At 59.3% G+C, this 15886-nt stretch carries 17 protein-coding genes; 2 read left to right on the top strand and 15 right to left on the bottom strand.

Features of this window, described 5'->3' with window-relative positions; all coding sequences use genetic code 11:
* Positions 1-222: 222 nt before the first annotated feature.
* Positions 223-1440: a helix-turn-helix domain-containing protein gene (locus tag AU187_RS13800; RefSeq protein WP_059166869.1), complete on the bottom strand. Its 1218-nt coding sequence runs from the start codon at positions 1438-1440 to the stop codon at positions 223-225.
* Positions 1441-1742: 302 nt separating this feature from the next.
* Between AU187_RS13800 and AU187_RS13795 the strand changes: the two genes are divergently transcribed.
* Together AU187_RS13795 and AU187_RS13790 are read left to right on the top strand one after the other, a co-directional pair.
* Positions 1743-1973: an OTU domain-containing protein gene (locus AU187_RS13795; RefSeq protein WP_059166868.1), complete on the top strand. Its 231-nt coding sequence runs from the start codon at positions 1743-1745 to the stop codon at positions 1971-1973.
* On the top strand, positions 1970-2275 hold the full coding sequence (locus tag AU187_RS13790) for a type II toxin-antitoxin system PemK/MazF family toxin (RefSeq protein WP_059166867.1): 306 nt from the start codon (positions 1970-1972) through the stop codon (positions 2273-2275). Before AU187_RS13795 ends, AU187_RS13790 begins: the two co-directional genes overlap by 4 nt.
* 65 nt (positions 2276-2340) lie before the next feature.
* Here AU187_RS13790 and AU187_RS13785 read toward each other — a convergent pair whose 3' ends face one another.
* From AU187_RS13785 to AU187_RS13730, 14 genes are all read right to left on the bottom strand, one after another.
* Positions 2341-3378: a tyrosine-type recombinase/integrase gene (locus tag AU187_RS13785; protein WP_059166866.1), complete on the bottom strand. Its 1038-nt coding sequence runs from the start codon at positions 3376-3378 to the stop codon at positions 2341-2343.
* A gap of 1034 nt (positions 3379-4412) precedes the next feature.
* A complete protein-coding gene (locus AU187_RS25075; RefSeq protein WP_231740348.1) occupies positions 4413-4907 on the bottom strand; it encodes a hypothetical protein in 495 nt (164 codons plus the stop codon).
* A 76-nt stretch (positions 4908-4983) separates the two neighbouring features.
* Positions 4984-5412 (bottom strand): hypothetical protein, encoded by a 429-nt coding sequence (locus AU187_RS25070; protein WP_502687759.1) that lies wholly within the window; start codon positions 5410-5412, stop codon positions 4984-4986.
* An 87-nt stretch (positions 5413-5499) separates the two neighbouring features.
* Complete coding sequence (locus AU187_RS13780; RefSeq protein ID WP_059100253.1) at positions 5500-5952, bottom strand: hypothetical protein; 453 nt, start codon at positions 5950-5952, stop codon at positions 5500-5502.
* A 94-nt stretch (positions 5953-6046) separates the two neighbouring features.
* Complete coding sequence (locus AU187_RS13775) at positions 6047-6697, bottom strand: hypothetical protein (protein ID WP_059100252.1); 651 nt, start codon at positions 6695-6697, stop codon at positions 6047-6049.
* A gap of 89 nt (positions 6698-6786) precedes the next feature.
* The gene (locus tag AU187_RS13770; protein WP_059100251.1) at positions 6787-7488 is read right to left on the bottom strand and encodes a hypothetical protein; all 702 of its coding nucleotides are present in this window, start codon (positions 7486-7488) and stop codon (positions 6787-6789) included.
* A gap of 25 nt (positions 7489-7513) precedes the next feature.
* Positions 7514-8458 (bottom strand): MlaD family protein, encoded by a 945-nt coding sequence (locus AU187_RS13765; RefSeq protein WP_059100250.1) that lies wholly within the window; start codon positions 8456-8458, stop codon positions 7514-7516.
* Positions 8455-9447, bottom strand: coding sequence for an MlaD family protein (locus tag AU187_RS13760; RefSeq protein WP_231740347.1), 993 nt, complete (start codon positions 9445-9447; stop codon positions 8455-8457). Before AU187_RS13760 ends, AU187_RS13765 begins: the two co-directional genes overlap by 4 nt.
* Positions 9444-10544: an MlaD family protein gene (locus AU187_RS13755; RefSeq protein ID WP_502687758.1), complete on the bottom strand. Its 1101-nt coding sequence runs from the start codon at positions 10542-10544 to the stop codon at positions 9444-9446. The genes AU187_RS13760 and AU187_RS13755 overlap by 4 nt, the downstream gene beginning before the upstream one ends.
* Complete coding sequence (locus tag AU187_RS13750) at positions 10538-11509, bottom strand: MlaD family protein (RefSeq protein WP_059100248.1); 972 nt, start codon at positions 11507-11509, stop codon at positions 10538-10540. Before AU187_RS13750 ends, AU187_RS13755 begins: the two co-directional genes overlap by 7 nt.
* Positions 11497-12501 carry an MlaD family protein gene (locus AU187_RS13745; RefSeq protein ID WP_059100247.1) on the bottom strand — a complete coding sequence of 335 codons (1005 nt, stop codon included), beginning with the start codon at positions 12499-12501 and terminating at the stop codon, positions 11497-11499. The genes AU187_RS13750 and AU187_RS13745 overlap by 13 nt, the downstream gene beginning before the upstream one ends.
* Positions 12498-13598: a mammalian cell entry protein gene (locus tag AU187_RS13740; protein ID WP_231740346.1), complete on the bottom strand. Its 1101-nt coding sequence runs from the start codon at positions 13596-13598 to the stop codon at positions 12498-12500. Before AU187_RS13740 ends, AU187_RS13745 begins: the two co-directional genes overlap by 4 nt.
* 7 nt (positions 13599-13605) lie before the next feature.
* Positions 13606-14457 carry an MlaE family ABC transporter permease gene (locus AU187_RS13735; RefSeq protein ID WP_059100246.1) on the bottom strand — a complete coding sequence of 284 codons (852 nt, stop codon included), beginning with the start codon at positions 14455-14457 and terminating at the stop codon, positions 13606-13608.
* Entirely contained in the window at positions 14457-15323 is an 867-nt protein-coding gene (locus AU187_RS13730) for an ABC transporter permease (protein WP_082683877.1), read from the bottom strand. The genes AU187_RS13735 and AU187_RS13730 overlap by 1 nt, the downstream gene beginning before the upstream one ends.
* Positions 15324-15886 lie beyond the last annotated feature (563 nt).

The following is a 15886-nucleotide window of genomic DNA, read 5'->3' as shown; positions in this document are numbered from 1 at the left end:
ACACGATCTCGGCGGCATGGGGAGTCGGCATAACCCAGTCTAACAACTCGACCGGAATTAATGACTCAGGACACTAGTCTAGTCGCTCCAGCTCGTAGACGTCGTCGAAGTACTCCTGCACAGTCGCGTGCGATGCGTCGGGCCTTGTGCCACCGGCTCGCTAGGTAGCCGGACTTACCGGCTCACTGGTAACCGGCGCCAGCGCCAGCAGATGGTGGCCACTCAGGCCTCATCTACTGAGAGCGTGCGTTCCAGACGCTGCAGGGGAGTGCCGGGCAGGGCCGCGGGAGTCGGTGTGTTCATGATTGCGTCTTCGACGGCCCAGTCGATGGCGGTCCGCGACTCGGAGGGCGGCGCGTGGTGCTCGTATGCGCCGACGTCGTACCCTTCGGGTGCCCGTGTGATGTTCACGGTGACGGGCACGCTCATCTCCAGGGCCGCCAGCCGCTGCGCGATGGCCTGGGCGAGTGTGGCTGCGTAGTCGTCGTATTCGCGCCTCCATTGTTCGTCGAGGGCAGTTTCCAGTGCCGAGATAGCATCCATCGCTTGCTCATATGCGATCTCGCCCGGAGTGGGGTCGCGGTAGTTCTTGGCCTCTTCTGACAATTCGCGCAGCAGAGCGGTGTCGGCATGGTCGTCGGCCGGGTCCTGCGGCCAGTTGGTGTAGGTGATCAGTAGATATCCGTTCTCGTCCACTGACACCCAGTCGACAGCTGCGATGCGGGGATCGTCGGGGGAGAAGGGGCCTGGGGGGAGGTCGGTGGGCTGCGGGATGGCCTGGGCGCGGTCGTCCAATTCGAGATGCGCGTCGTTGTATTCGTCGTCGCTGGGATCGCCGATATGGCTGAGAATGCTTTCCACCCACAGGTCGACGACGACGGGTTCGGTCCGATGCCGCATCAGGTCTTTATCGTCGAATACGGTGGATTGCAGTGTCTGGCGGACTCTTTCGGCTTCCCACGAGCCCGGCCGGCCGGCAAGGGCTTCCTCGATGCTGCCGACGTTGGCGGCAGCGCCAGCCAGTGCCAGCGTCACGAACTCGGCCCAGTCGATGGGCACCGCGGCGCGTGGATCGGGATCTGGTTCCCACTGTCCCGAGGCGTTGCGCCGGGAGAGCTGGTTGGTCAGTCGCGTTGCTTCGGTCAGGACGGCGATAGCGTCGGCGAGGACCTCGCCATAAGGCCGCGGAAGGGCAGCCTGGTCGTCGGTGAGATACCCGGTGTCGAACAGGGCCGCCGACAGGACCTCGCGGTATGGGCGACCTATAACGCGAGCGACCGCAGCAAGATTCGTGCGGTCAGGCAACCGGCTCACACCGTGGATGCGCCACTTACGCAGGGCCTCGCGACTGAACCCGATCCGCCGCGCGACCTCGGACTCGCTGGTCCCGTGGGCGTTGCGATAGCGGTCGATGAGCTCGACGAGGCGAGAGGCTGCCACACCGCCAAGTATTCTGCGACACTTCGCGAAAGTCAACTCTCAGTACGCGCATATGCCAACTATCAGTTGACATAACGGATGTTACATGGCATGCCAATCCGAGCGACTACCAAAAAGCGGCGGCTTAGAGATCTCGCCACTTGGAGCAAATGACAGCATGCCGCCGCTCTGACGAGATGTGTCACGTGACAAAAGCAGGTTCGTCCCTTACCGACTATCCAAAAAGTCCCTAGGTGGATTTCTGGGGCTCACTGCAACATGTCCTGTCTCGCATCGCTAGCGTCCAGTGCTAGCATTATGCAGTGGCAAGAACGATCACGTTGCGTTTGTCCGATACGGCGTACGAGTCCGTCAAACGATATGCCGACGAAGATCAGCTGTCGATGAACTCCTGGATCGAGAGCCTCCTCGATATTGAGGATATGCGGCGTCGGTGTGCGGCACACGACGAGTGGATGCGAGCACACCCCGATGCAACGGCGTTCAGCGAGGCGTGGGCAGACCGCAATCTCGATGAGTTAGCGGAGCGTTGAGCCACTCCCCGCGGCGGGGCGACATCTGGTCAACCGACGCCGGTGTCAGCGTGCTTGTCATCTCCTCCACCGTGTACAACGAGATTCCAAGTGAGCCGACAGTCATCGTCGTGCCGGTATTCGCCACCGAACCCGACACCGGATTTGGCGTGGATCTAGGCGAGAGTGACTGGGCTGCACCAGGACTGGTCACTAGCATGCGCAAGACCAGACTAAACGCACGCCGCCGCCGGATTGATGTCCAAGCCCTCACCGACATCAATAACATGCTCTTCAAGATTCTCGCGACGCCGGATCGGTGACAGGGTCTCGGCTTGCATTCCGGAGCCGAGCCTCGGTCGGACAGACTGCCCAGAAACCGCAGGAGCTACTGTTCCCGCTGCTTGTCGATCAGGCCGTACAGCGGGTTCTTAGCGGCTGCTGCGCGGTTCTGCGTTCCCGCGCCATCGACGTAGCGCTGCGACGTCACCATCGACTCGTGTCCGAGAAGCTTCATCAGCGCGTAGACGCTGACGTTGCCGTTCGCGAGTTCGGTGGCGAACGTGTGCCGGAAGCCGTGCACCAGAACCCCCGTCGCGCGTTGGCTGTTCAGCCCTGCCTTCTTGAAGGCGCGCAGCACTCGGTACTGCAGGGTGCCCCGGGTGATGCGTAGACCGTCACTGCCGACGAATAGTGGGGCCATGGCGGGCCAGGCGGCCAGTCCGTCGTCAGTGAGCCGCCGGCGTTTGACGCTGGCTGGAAAGCGGACCGCCCTAGATTTTAGGTAGCCCTCGAGTTCGTGAATCAGTGCGAATTCCACCGGTATTCGGCGGTCCTTGTTTCCTTTGCCCCGCACATGAAGGACACCGCCATCGTCTGTCAGTCGGACGTCGCCGATGTTGGCGCGCACAAGCTCGTCTGCGCGCAATCCGGCGAGCACCGCCGTCAGCACGATCATCCGGTCGCGTTCAGCCCAGTCGGAGTGACGCGCGGAACCGTGGTCTCGGTCGATCACATTCAGCAGTTCGGAAATCGTTTCAGTTCCTAGCCCTTTCGGGAGTGTCTTCGCCACTTTGGGTCGGCCAATCAGCGGCATCGGATTGCCCGTGATGAGCTCGCCGGTATAGAGGAAGTCGCACAACGTGTTCCAATTTGACCAGCAGCGCCGGATAGATGCCGCCTCATGGGTGTCGGCATATTCCGCGAAAGCCGCCCGCATCGCATCCTTCGTGATAGCGGCCGGCGGCAAGTGCCTGACAATCCCGGGATCACCGGCTAGCAGGGTAGCGATTGCAACGAAATCCTGTCGGTACGCCTTGGTGGTATGCGGTGAGGGCTTGCGGATGGCTCGATCCGCCAGAAACGCCAGAAACCACCCGGGGTAGGGCGATTCATCATCATCAAGGCGGCCCGGCACCGGTGTCATGAAGCAATAATCGCACATTTGATGGATAACGAATGTTATCCACGAAAAAGTCCGCCGTTTTCATCAGATGAATCACGGGCGCCGGGACGGCGTCGATTGGCGCCGCTATGGTGTGGCGGCCAAAGCCCTTGTTGGTCTGTGGATTTGGGCCCAGCGGCGGTGGGTGGCGGAGTGCCCATCTGCGGGATGGGGCCGACACGCCGAGTCAAGTCGTCTCACGCTGACGTTCCTACCACGGCGGATGTGGTAATGCTTCAGGAGATGATTCAATGACTTATTGAATGAGACAATCTGGAGGCCGTTTTGCCCGTCGATCTGAGCGGTCGCGTGTATGTGGTCGGTTCGGTTCCGGTGTTGCATCCGGAGGCCCAGACGGTCAACGAGATGCCGAGCCCTTGACCCCTATTCGTGTCACCAATCCGTAGCACAGCCGCGTGTAGCGCTTACGGCTGGGCCAGCGCTATGAAGTCCGGAGCCGCCGACGATGACGACGTGAATCAACCCGAGGTCGCTCGGCTGTCCGGTGACCTTTAGCAAGTGGCCACCTGCGGAAGCCCTCTCGAAAAGTGGTGAAGTCTGCGGCGCCAAAGCCGGGCTCTGCTTGATATCGCGGCGGCAAGAATGCGACGACTGTGCAGGCACGCCGCATAAGGTCTACGCCGTTGACTCCGCGCCGTTCGGGCACAGATGTGTAAACGCCAATCGTGTCACGATATCGGGTACGTATGTGGCGCCACGGCCGACAAGTCCGACGCGAAGCTGGTGGCAGGCATACCAACCCTGAGCCAGCAGTTGGCCGTCACTGTGGAATGCGCTGGGATCCCCACTGCCTGAGAACGCGCGATGGAGTTCCTCCAGGAACTGAATTTCGCCGGGGGACAGCGGTTTGGCATGCGCAGCGGAAACGCCCGCCAGGCCTCCTACTCCTGGTAGCCCGGCTAACAATAGTCCTGCGATCACCATCTTGAATGTGGTCAATTCAACCTCCTAGCAAATCGCCTCACCAACCAAGACATCAAGCGGATTCCCGGCGACTACAGATTTTCCGGGGGACTAAGCCAGGTGTGGGTCTGCGTAATGAAAAACCGGAAGGGACCACGCTCGCAGTAGGTGCTGCTATCGGCCATCGTTACACACATCGTCCCGTTCCAGGATACGTAGCTGCGCGGCGGCAGCGTTCGCTGCGCTTGTCCCGGCGGCCACTGGATAGGGACGACCGGATCGTAACGAACCACGATGTTGCCGTTGAACCAACCGATATGGCGTGCCCCCCCGGGTGCACCGGGAATATCACCGGCGCAGCCAAAGCCTCCCCTATCCCAGATGCCGCAATTCAGTCCTGAGGGCGTCAGAAACCATACGCCGGGAGCAGCGCCGGCAGCAAAGAATTCGTCAGGCTCGAGACTGTCATAAGATCTCACAATGAGGTCGCCGTCCGGGTACGGATCGGTCGGAGGTGCAGGTGGCTCTGGGTGTCCCGTGGGAGCCGTGACGAGCGCCAACCCGATCGCAAACACGGTCGTCGCCAACCAGCGGCAGACTCCCTTGTGCTTATACATTCTCGTTCTCCAGATTGCGAGCGCGGCATTTATGGGGTTCGGCGATCTATGGCAAGTTCCCCGGTGACGATTTGCTCTCCGATCTGTGCGGCGCGCTGCCGTAGCACGTCGCATTCCCAACATTGAGTGTGCTTTCGCAGATGACGTCCCCGTGATAAGAGATGCGCACCGTCACCCATTTCTTAGGCCAATCTAGCGCTGAGGTGAATCGGGCTAGGGCGCGCCAGTCGGCGCTCAGTTCGGAGCCGTCTGCTGTCGGACTGAATGGGTCGACCACGGTAACGGTTGTTCGCCAGGGCAGCGGTACATCGTCCAAATACTTCTTTCCTGAGCCGTCGCGGTACTCGATGAATGCCGACGGTATGTCATCAGAAAAGACCTCGTAAGTCACGCTATCATCAGCCCGGGCGGTCGGCGACGACACGACGCAGGCAACGCCAGCAATCGTCGTCGCGACAATCATCGGAACCGTCATGATGGTATTCGATTCATTCGGGCCTCCCGGCTGGCAGCAACTGAATATCTAAGCGACGACGCTATCGACCTGTCTCATCGAACGCATCTAGGCTCCGGCTAACACGACTGTGGTAAGAATGCTCCCGGTGTTTTGATTCTGCAGAACATTCGCCCCATAATCTGTGTAGGAGCAATCGGGGATGGCGTCATAGCCTTGCAACAACAGGGCCTTTATCGACTGAAATTCAGTGAGGTGTGCGCCTTGGAGCATCCTGGCCCTAGTGCCGCCATAGCCAAGATCCTTCAGCAGTGGTAGTGGATCAGCCGGCTCGTCCACCGGGCTCCGCAGCTCAAACGGGGCGGCGCGTGCGGTGTGATCGATCCAGGCATCAGCCGATCGATTGATGTCAGCGGCGGCCTCCTCGAGTGCCGGGTCAGGCCGCAACGGTCCACAGGTACCGCTGCGCATTGAATTCACCGCGCTCCTAAGCGCATCTGCCGAATCCGCGATCGCCGACGGAGCCACCGCAATGCTCCCAGCAAGAATCGACATGCCCATCACTGCCGATGCTATTCGCTGTACGCGGCAATATGGCAGGGAACGGGTGATCATTCCGAGCATCGGGGTGTCATTATGCATAGTTGCTTCCGTTCTACGCGCCGTCGCAGACGTGCGAACGGTGGATGTCGCTGCCCCAACGTTTCGCTTTCTGGACCGACGGTCCGGTGAACCAGTTCGGCTGATGGGCCTTGATGCCGTCAGTCACGTTCGATAGCTGCTCCCATAGCTTGTAGAAAGCCTCAGCCTCATAGAGAGGAAAGTAGACATCGCCGAAATGGTTCCGACTTTGGGTGAACGCGCGAACGCGCGGTTCCATGAAGGCCAGGGACTGATCGATATTTCCGGTGACGATATCAACCTGTTCCTGCAGGCCGTAGAGGCTGTAGTCGTAGTCAGTACCGTTCGGGGCTATCCGGTTGAATTGAAGCCGGTCGATCTGGTCCCGCAGCGTCACATATTGAGCGTTGTACCACTGGCACAATTCGCGTTGTGCGCTGATGTCCGCATCGGTGATGTTGCCGCGGGTTTGGTCGTACGGGAAAGGAAATTTGGGCGCCCAGTTTGAGGGGGTGGGCGTGATCGGGGCGAGAGGCCGGATCAGGGCACTATCGGGGGGAGGATCGGGTGGCGAGGGCGGATCGGGTGGATGGGCCCTCGACGTTGCCCCAGTCAGGATGGCCAACGCCGACAAAACAATCACGATGCCAGCCAGCACGGCCCCGCCGCGGCGAGCGAGTTGCATTCGCCTTCTTCGCAATGACTTTGAGTCCTGCCGATCGAATCCCGACGGCCGATCGGCGACGAGCGTCGTAATCACCACCGACGCCTTACTCACTTCGGCCCTATCACTGAGCCGATGCCGCCCACATCTGTGATCTGCCAGTCTTTATTGCTGTCAACCGTGACGCTGTATGTCGCCGTCGACTGGAGCGCCTCGGGCGCTTGCACAGTCTTGGTTTGAACGCTGACAAAACAATCAACCACGAAAACGCCCCCGCTATTCGAGCGGACTTTGGCTACCAGCGGTTGCGCGGTCGAAGTCCATTCCAGTGGAACAAGGATCTGTTCCATGGACACGGCCGCTTTTGTCAACTCGTCGTTAAGCTCCGGGCTGGTTCCCGCTACGAGTTTAACTTTCCAGGCCTGGAGGTCTTTGAAATCCATCGTTGCCGCGTTGACTGCATAATCGAGGGCAATCTTCTCGGCACGTGCATTGTTAGCCGATTCGCTAGCCTGCGTGTCCAGCTTGTGCTGCGCTCCGAGGTATAACCAAGTCGTCGTGCCCGCCAAGCCAACCAGTACGGCTATCACCACACCGATCGTCACGCTACGAACGCTTAAGGAGATCGACCGACGTCGGCCGGGCGCCTTTGCGCCGGTAGATGCTTGTTCGTCCGGTACGTCGGCCGGATCCGCGGTCGGGGGCGCGGCCGAATCTTCGCTCGGCACCTCGGCCGGCTCCTCCGTTGGCGGTCCGGCGGGATCTGTTCCGGCCGCAGTCGGTTCTTGGGTGTCGGTTTTACTATCCGTCATGGTCGTGCCTTCCTCGGATGGGCCGTTAGGGGATGACGCGCAGCGTGATTGTTCCGTCGGGTGGCACGGTGGCCAACATATTGTCCAATAGTTGGCCGGTGTCCAAATTCATCAGCGCCCCGGCGATTAAATTCAATTTCGGCTGAAGCGCATCGCCGAACACTTTGAGGTCTGGGCCCCGGTCGTCCAGAAACTTCTGAACCCGTTGCAGGAAATGATAGAAGTTCATGACATTTTCCGGCTCACCGCGGTGCATCATCCCCGGTATATGTCTGTAGAGGTCTTGGATGGATAGGCCGAGGTCCCGGATTATGGGGTCAAGTTCAAAAAGCACAGGACCCACCCATTCGGCGTTGCGTAGCAGTGACTGGAAGTTCTCGAGCAACACACGGCCGCGGCCGCGCATGTCCGCAGCGGTGTTTCTCAACAGGATGCTGGCGCGCGATATGTTGGGTAAGGTGACGGCTGGATCTGGCAGTGCGGCATCAAGCTCGCCGAGGATGCGTTCCAATTCTTCGGGGTTTAGCTGGTTGAGAACTCGCACGACGCTATTCGCCAACTCTGATATCGACGCGGGCTGTGTGACTTGTTCCGTGGCGATGCTCTGCCCGTCTTGCAGTATCGGCCCCTCTTCGCTGTGAGGGAGCAGGGAAATATAGGATTCACCGAGCGCGGATAGATTTTCGAGCCGCACCTCGCTGCCGACCGGAATTCGGTAGCGGTCCTGCACGTAGAATTCGACGGTGGCGGCCTGGACAGTCGCGCCGGTAGCGGTGACCTTGCCGACTGGCACCCCTCGCAGTAGCACATTCGAGCCGACAACCAGACCATTGAGATCGGCTGCCTCCATGGACAGATTGATGCGATCAGGAGGTGGTTTAACCCGGATTCCGAGGGTGGCAAAGTAGCCAAGTACGAGAACTATTATTGCGCCGAATACCGCAAACGATATGACATCACGTATCCTCATGGCACTGCCCCTAGGATCCGTAGCACGTCTTGCACGTTGCCCGATAGTTCGCGCCCATCAGGACCAACTATTGAGGTGATGTTGATGGCCGGATACTTGTCTTGCGGAAGGAAGAAATCCGTGAACAACCGCCGCCACTTCGGAATTTCTTCTTCAAACGCCCATTTCGAACGCTGAAACGCTCCGACGGATTCGGCCAGCGAATTCAGTAAAGGAACCAGCCAGAACCCACCCTCGTAGATGCTGCCGACTCCTGGAAGCAGCTTAGATACTTGGTTAGCTACCCAGATCCCGCGCTCAAAGCCCCGGACGCCTTTCGGTGTAACCCAGTCCTGGAAATTCGGGATACGGTCGTTCAAGACTTGACCTGTTCGCGACACGCCGTCCAGCAATTGGTCAACTTGATCGATATTCGCCGACAGGTCCGAGAGATCGGCGACAACCCGACCAGTCAGCCTACGCACCTCATCGTTCGGCGGTGTCAGCCGATTGATGCGGATGATTGTGTTCTGTATGCGCTGAATGGATCCGCTGGACACAAAGTTCGCGAGGCTGGCGATGGTGTCTTCCAGCTGTGGCGGGGACGTCGTTTGCGTTAGCGGTATCCGCCCGCCCTGGGCCAAAGGGGGCGGTGGTGAACCGCTGGTCGGCGGGCGCTCAAGGGCGACGTAGATGTCGCCGAGTACCGTTGCTTGTTGCAACGCCGCGTGGATGTTCGACGGCACCACGACCTCGGGGTCGATCCGCGAGGTGACGTCGACCTGATCGGTCGCGAGTTTTACGTCGGCGACGACTCCGACGGTCACGCCGTCAAGCACCACTTTTGCCCGGTCTGGCAAGTTGAGCACGTTGTCGAATTCCATGACGATGTCGTATCCGCCGCGATACGAATTGCCCGGCTGCGGCAGCGCGTTGACGTTGAGCGACGCACACGACGAAACCGCGACAACGCTGGCCACGACCGTCAGCCGCCCGAACCCGCGCGTCACCGGCTCGCCTCCGTCAGAACGTACTGCAGCAGCGCCACATCGACCGCGTACGGCGTGCCCTGGACGTTCGCGCAGCTGCCGGGCATCGACGCGTTCATGATGTTGCATGTCAAAACCCCATCGGGGGTGCGGACGCGGTACAGGGGAGGACGGTATCGAAGGGTGCCGAATTGGTGGTTATTGACGATGTTGATCGTCGTGTTGATGAACCGAGGCACCGGATTGAGAATGGAAGCGTAAAACGGCGCTCGTGGGGTCAGCTTCCTAAGGACAGTGGCGACCGCGTCGAGCGTTTGCTGCGATTCGGCACCGAGTTCCTTTTCCAGATCCGAAACCATGGTGAGGAGCGGGATCAGCCCCTCGAATATCTTGTCGCCACCCCACACTGCCTGCGCAGTCCCTGGCAGCGCTATTACCGCGCCGGACAGCACTTCCTTCACCATTGGCTCGATGTCGGCAAGCGTTGACGTCAACTGAGCAAGGTTGACGACGATGGAGCCGATGTCGCCGATCGCCTGGTCGGGGGAATCAAGTAGCGCCGAGGCTGTGGTCACCAGTCTATTGATGTCGGCTCCCTGGTTATGCAGCGCCTCATCTATCCCACGCACGACATCACCCATATTCGACGACCCGTCGGGGTTGATCGAATTGATGAATTCGGTCGCCGATCCGATTATTTCGGACAAGCTTTTCGGGGTGAATGACTTGTCCAGCGGAATGCACGTACCGGCGGGCAGCTGTGGACCCGCTTCATAGTTCCCGACTAGCTCCAGGGACCGGTCGGCGAGGATCGAAGTCGACCTGATGACTGCCTTGACGTCATCGGGAAGCAGACGGTGCTCGTTCACCGTGAAATCCACCCGGACGTGGAGCATCTCGGGAGTGACGGCGGTGACCTTGCCGATCTGGTAACCCATCTGGGTGACCGGGTTGTCGACATACAGGCCCACGGTGTCGGGCATGATCGCGCAATAGGCGGCGTGCGATTCTTGGCTGCTTGGCGCGCATGAGCCACACACGGCAACGAGCGCCGCAGCGACTAGTGCTACTGGGGCTGTTGGGCGGACCGCGCGTGAAGGTGGCATGACCATCAGCATGGGCTCCCCGGAATCGGAATACACAGGTCGGTGGCCAACAACTCTGGCGCCGCATTCTCGGCATCCAAGACTCGGTTGAACAAGTTCTGCAGCCGCTTCAGGATACGGATAGTGACGCCATTACGTTCGACGAACAATCGCCCCTTGTGCTGATACTGTCGGACTTTCTCGACAAATTCCGCGCGATGGTTTTCATAGAAATCCGGAATCGCCTTGAGCGCCATCATGACGTCGCCAACGCCGTCGAGGCTGGCGCCGAAATTCTTGCCGTAGAGCTCGAGTGTCTGTATCACGATTGACAATTTCCGGACCAACTGGACAATCTGCTCGCGGTAATTGGTTAGCGCGAGGATGTACTCATCTGACATTTCGAGTATGGCGGTGATCTGTCCGCGCTGTCGCTCGATTGTCGCCACCACAGAGTTTCCGGCCTCCATTATCGCGGACAGCGCCTCCACATTTGTACCGGTGAGTCCTTCTCGTATTCGATCGAGTGACTCGTTGACCGGCTGTGGGTTGACATTCTGAGTGATCTTTGTCGTATCGGTCAGGGTACGCATTAGGTTGTAAGGCATGGTCACCCGTTCCCGGGGAATAGGCGTTTCGCCCAAGGGTGCGTCACCAATAGGTACGAGGTTCACGTAGTAGCCGCCAACCACGGTCAGCATGCGAACGTCGATTTGCGACTGGTCACCGACAAATGCGCTATTATCGACGCGCGCCCGTACGCGCACCAGATTTGACTCTAATGAAAGATCTTTGACCGATCCCACCGTGATACCGGCTATTCGCACATCGTCTCCCGGGCGTATCGACGCCGCATCATCGGTGTAAAAGGTCACGATTTTCTGCCCCGGCGGGTTGACATATACCGCAGCCAGCACCAGCGACACCACGGCCACGAACACCAGCGCCCCAGCACCCCATGTAATCGGGTTTCGCAGCAGCGATTTCAGCGATTGCATAGAATCACCCGGCTACCGTTCAACAGTACATCCATGGTCTCTGGCAGCTGTATTCGGCCCCGAGAGCACGGCTGGGGTGTTCCCACTTCTTCACCCGGGGGTGGGATATTCTCCCACATAACCGGCACTAGCTTGAATGCATCAAAAAAGTTGTCGAGGTTGCTGAATGCGCGGTCCAGCGCCTCATCAACATTAACCCCGGGCTTGAAACCGGCATTATGGAACAATCGTATCGCCGGCTCGGTGAAAGCAGGTCCATAAAGCTGAGATCGTCGAAACTGGTCGAGCACTTTGAGAGCATTATCGACCGGCTCATTCACCAAGTTCAATATGTGGATGAAAGTTTTTGATTGACCCCCGATGGCGTCAGCTAGTTCAGCAAGATTGCGCATCAAGATCGCCACGACCTGCTGGCGGTCCGATACCAGCTCGGTGAGGCTACGGAGGCTGTCCAGCAACGGTGCCAGACCGCTGCCGTCACCTGACAAGAAAGCTGCTACGTTCGCGGTGAAAGTGTTGATTTCTTGGGGATCTAACGTGGCGAGAACCGGTTGCAACCCGTTGAATAGCGCGGTGATGTCAAATGACGGCTGCGTCATCGCAGTGGACACCTCTGTCACGAGATTGGCCGTCGAATAGCCCTCGGCTGGATCTACTACATCGATATACCGCAAACCCGTGAGGGCTTGGAACTTGATGGCCAGCCTCGTGCGGTGCACGACACCGTATCGCTTGTCCAGGGTAAATCGAACCGCGGCAACGTTTTTCCCGTCGTGCTGCGAGAGGTTGACAGCCTCAACCTTTCCGACACGGACTCCACGGACGCGTACATCGGCATCCATATGCAGTCCGGACGCGTCAGTAAACTCCGCGGTGTACATGCGCGTATCCGTCTCCACGGGGTTGGTAATAACGTTTGCGAGCAGGATGAACAGCACGACGGTCACACCGACGGCCAACCCCAGGCGCCACAATGCAGCAATAGGCTTCATCCCGGGCCCCCCATGATTCCAAGTGGCGCCGCCACACCGGGAAGGCTGTCCAGAACGATTCGCACCTGAAGTGCGCGCTGTTCGGAGTTTCCCGCATACATTTTTTCAAACCGCGTACGCAGTTCCATCATCGTCTCAGCGAATTTTTCGGGCCTGAGCAAAGGGGGTACCACATCCGAAATCGCTTTGACCCCTTCAATCATGGGCAACAGGTTCCTGACATGGCTGTACTCCAGCTTGCCAATAGCGGCAAAAAGACCCACTTGCGCCGTGTCGATGAATTGATGGTATACGGTCTGATAATATTCCTCAGTCTCGTCGGAGAGGTCCGGCACTCTCACGTTCTCCAGGAATGGTGGTTCGCCTGGCGGGAGCGCCGTGCCCGGCGGGAGCTGCGGGATATTGAGAGAAATGAAACGTTGACCGGTGTCAATCACCGCGTCGGCAAATGAAGGAATTGCCGTACTCGCGGCTGCGGTATTGGCCAAGAGTTGCGCGGTCGGTACCGTTTGCACGTCTGCGACTGCTTTCGTCACAATCAATATGGTCTCGAGTAGTGGGTTCAATCCGTCGGTGTATCGGGTAGCCCAATCGAAGACCCTGATCAGCTGTGGAGTAAGTGTGCTGGCGGAAACACTGCCAAGTTGAGACAGCAGCTCCGAAAGGGTCGAGTTTCCTTTCGGTACCAAACTGATCTGGGCCCCGTCACGTAGGGGATGGCCACCAGGACTCGGGATGACGTTGACACCAGGGACGCCGAAGTAGTTGATTGGGCGGAAATCGATGTTCATCGCGTCCGTGAGACCCGCCCCCGGACGGTTCTGCAGGTCGGTCAAGAGTCGAACACCACCGCCGGGCAAACTGGCGACGGTCGTGACGTTTCCTATCTCTTTCCCGTGCATTACCACCGCGGTCCCCGCCCCGATGCCCTGGCCGACATATGGGGTATCGATCGTTACGGAAATCCAGTCAGGTGGTCGACCGCCAAACGGATTCGTCACGATAATGAGCACAGCAACTGCGGCGAACAGCGCCACCACGGTACCGACGATCGCCAGAACCCGTTCCTGATATTGCTCCGATCCTCGTATCAACATGGCCGCCCTACCCCGTGAAAACGAATTCGGGTCGAAGTCCCCAGAGTGCCACGGTCGTCGTGAAATCCAGGATCATGATCGTGACCAGACTGGCGCGCACCGCGCGGCCTGATGCTTGCCCAACACCCACGGGTCCCCCCGAGGCGAAATAACCGTAATAGCAATGGATCAGCGTTGCCGCTGTGCAGTAGGTAACCGCCTTGATCAGGGAGTAGAAAAGATCCGTTGGTGTCAGAAACTGAACGAAGTAGTGGTCATAAGTACCGCCAGACTCGTTGTGGAATACCGTGATCACAGTATCCATTACGTAGAAAGTGGTGACCAGCGTCAGCAGGTATCCCGGTATCACGCACAACATTCCGCCGATCAGCCGAGTACCGACCACAAATGGTATGGGCCGGAGTCCCATTGCGTCGACAGCATCGATCTCATCGGAGATGCGCATGGCACCGATTTCCGCAGTCATTCTGGTGCCCGCCTGTGCAGTGAACGCGATGCCGGCGACGAGCGGCCCGATCACACGAACGGCGCCCACACCGCCGATGAGCCCCGATAGCGCCCCAAATCCGATGATGTCCATCACCGCGAGCGCCTCGATGGCTATCGAAGCGCCGACGGCGATACCGAGAACAAGCAACACGCTGATCGTGCCGCCGTCCACGATGATCGAGCCCCTGCCCCAGGCCAGATTGATCGTCGCGGCCAATGTTTGGCGAGTGTATCGCCGGACCGTCAGTGGCAGGTACCAGAATGTCTGTACGATGAACAATGCCCACTGACCGAGTTCATGTAGCGGCCTGCGGATTGTTCGCGCCGATGTCTTTGCAATCAGAGCGGGCAATGGTACGGAATGAGCCATTACCCAACCGCCATCGGAAAGAACATCGTCTGCAACTGCGTTATCGCAAGATTTGCGAAAACGATGCACACGACATTGACGACTACGGCCGCATTTACCGCATCGGCGACACCGCGCGGCCCACCCTTGGCCTCCATTCCCCGCAGCGCTGAAATGATCGCCACTATCGTGGCAAAGACGGCGGTCTTGGCCATGGCGAACCATACATCGGTCAGGTTCGCGAATGTCCCAAATGACATCCAGAAACTTCCTGGTGCAAGGTCACTGACCGCCACTGAGAGGATGAATGCGGCGCCGGTGCCCGATGCGATGATTAGGATGCACAAGAGCGGGGAAATCGCAAGCAGGGCCAAGAACCGCGGCACCACCAGTCGGCGGACCGGGTCGATGCCCATTACCCGCATTGCGTCGAGTTCCTCGCGCATTTGTCGTGCCCCGAAATCGGAAGCGATGGCTGAAGCTGCCGCTCCACCCATCAATAGACCGGCGGTGATCGGCGCGCCCTGGCGAACTACACCAACCCCACTGGCCGCACCCAGCAGCGCGGTTGCCCCCACTTGAGCGACCAATCCTGACGTCACGACGGTGACCATCGCACCGAACGGGATGGCCATCAGCAACGCGGGTGTCGCGGTTACTTTGAGTAGTGTCCATGCTTGCCAGAGGAACTCGGTCACAGGCAGCCGCAACGAAATGGTGTCGGTCACCGCGTAGCGCACGACTTCAACGAAGAGGCGTGTGCCGCGACCGGTGGTTCCAGCGGCGCGAACCGGAATCCCGCTAACCCTCGAAGCCGTCCGACCTGCTGTGCTCAAGGAAGGAGTCAAGGCTTGCCGCAAGGCATTGCCACCGACTCGCGTAGTCACATGATACCCCCACTACCTTGTGTTGCGGCCTGTGCGCAGGAACCCACGCGTCAGGCACCAAAGCGGCGGAATGCATTCGCTGCGTCTGGCAGGCAACACGGTGCAGTTAACCAAACGACTGGGAAGGTGTCGCCAATTTTCGACGAGATTTTCGGTGGCGGCCCCCCAACCTGAGGTCTGGCGCGTGATAGGTCTCCGGTGATCCAGCCAGGACGGGGTCAACGCTTGCTGCAAGCAATGGCCACTGACTCGAGTAGATACCTCAGACACCCATACCTCCCGTAGCGGCCGATGCACACGAAACCGCAGGCCATCCCGACCAACGATTGCTGAACGAGGATCCGCGTCGGGCTACGATAGCACATCGAACGTTCGACCAGTAGGCCGCGGAAATTCTCCTTGACCGACGGCGACGGACGCCTACGCAGCCTCCGGGTTGTTCGCTATGTTCTGTGGACTCAGTTCCGGCTGGTCGCGCAGGCGTAGTGGCGTGTTCCCAGTGAATGAGTCCAACCAGTTTTAGAGTCCTGTGGCCCGATGTCGGGCCAGAAGGGACGATGAAA

Source organism: Mycobacterium sp. IS-1556, from assembly GCF_001499985.1.
Lineage (GTDB): Bacteria > Actinomycetota > Actinomycetes > Mycobacteriales > Mycobacteriaceae > Mycobacterium.
Note: the sequence above shows the minus strand (reverse complement) of the source record. Positions and strands in the feature narration are given on the sequence as shown.

Coding starts and splice junctions, on each gene's coding strand:
- AU187_RS13785 (WP_059166866.1), bottom strand. CDS start 3,378: ATGACACCGGTGCCGGGCCGCCTTGATGATGATGAATCGCCCTACCCC.
- AU187_RS25070 (WP_502687759.1), bottom strand. CDS start 5,412: ATGACGGTTCCGATGATTGTCGCGACGACGATTGCTGGCGTTGCCTGC.
- AU187_RS13780 (WP_059100253.1), bottom strand. CDS start 5,952: ATGGGCATGTCGATTCTTGCTGGGAGCATTGCGGTGGCTCCGTCGGCG.
- AU187_RS13775 (WP_059100252.1), bottom strand. CDS start 6,697: ATGCAACTCGCTCGCCGCGGCGGGGCCGTGCTGGCTGGCATCGTGATT.
- AU187_RS13770 (WP_059100251.1), bottom strand. CDS start 7,488: ATGACGGATAGTAAAACCGACACCCAAGAACCGACTGCGGCCGGAACA.
- AU187_RS13765 (WP_059100250.1), bottom strand. CDS start 8,458: ATGAGGATACGTGATGTCATATCGTTTGCGGTATTCGGCGCAATAATA.
- AU187_RS13755 (WP_502687758.1), bottom strand. CDS start 10,544: ATGCTGATGGTCATGCCACCTTCACGCGCGGTCCGCCCAACAGCCCCA.
- AU187_RS13750 (WP_059100248.1), bottom strand. CDS start 11,509: ATGCAATCGCTGAAATCGCTGCTGCGAAACCCGATTACATGGGGTGCT.
- AU187_RS13745 (WP_059100247.1), bottom strand. CDS start 12,501: ATGAAGCCTATTGCTGCATTGTGGCGCCTGGGGTTGGCCGTCGGTGTG.
- AU187_RS13740 (WP_231740346.1), bottom strand. CDS start 13,598: ATGTTGATACGAGGATCGGAGCAATATCAGGAACGGGTTCTGGCGATC.
- AU187_RS13735 (WP_059100246.1), bottom strand. CDS start 14,457: ATGGCTCATTCCGTACCATTGCCCGCTCTGATTGCAAAGACATCGGCG.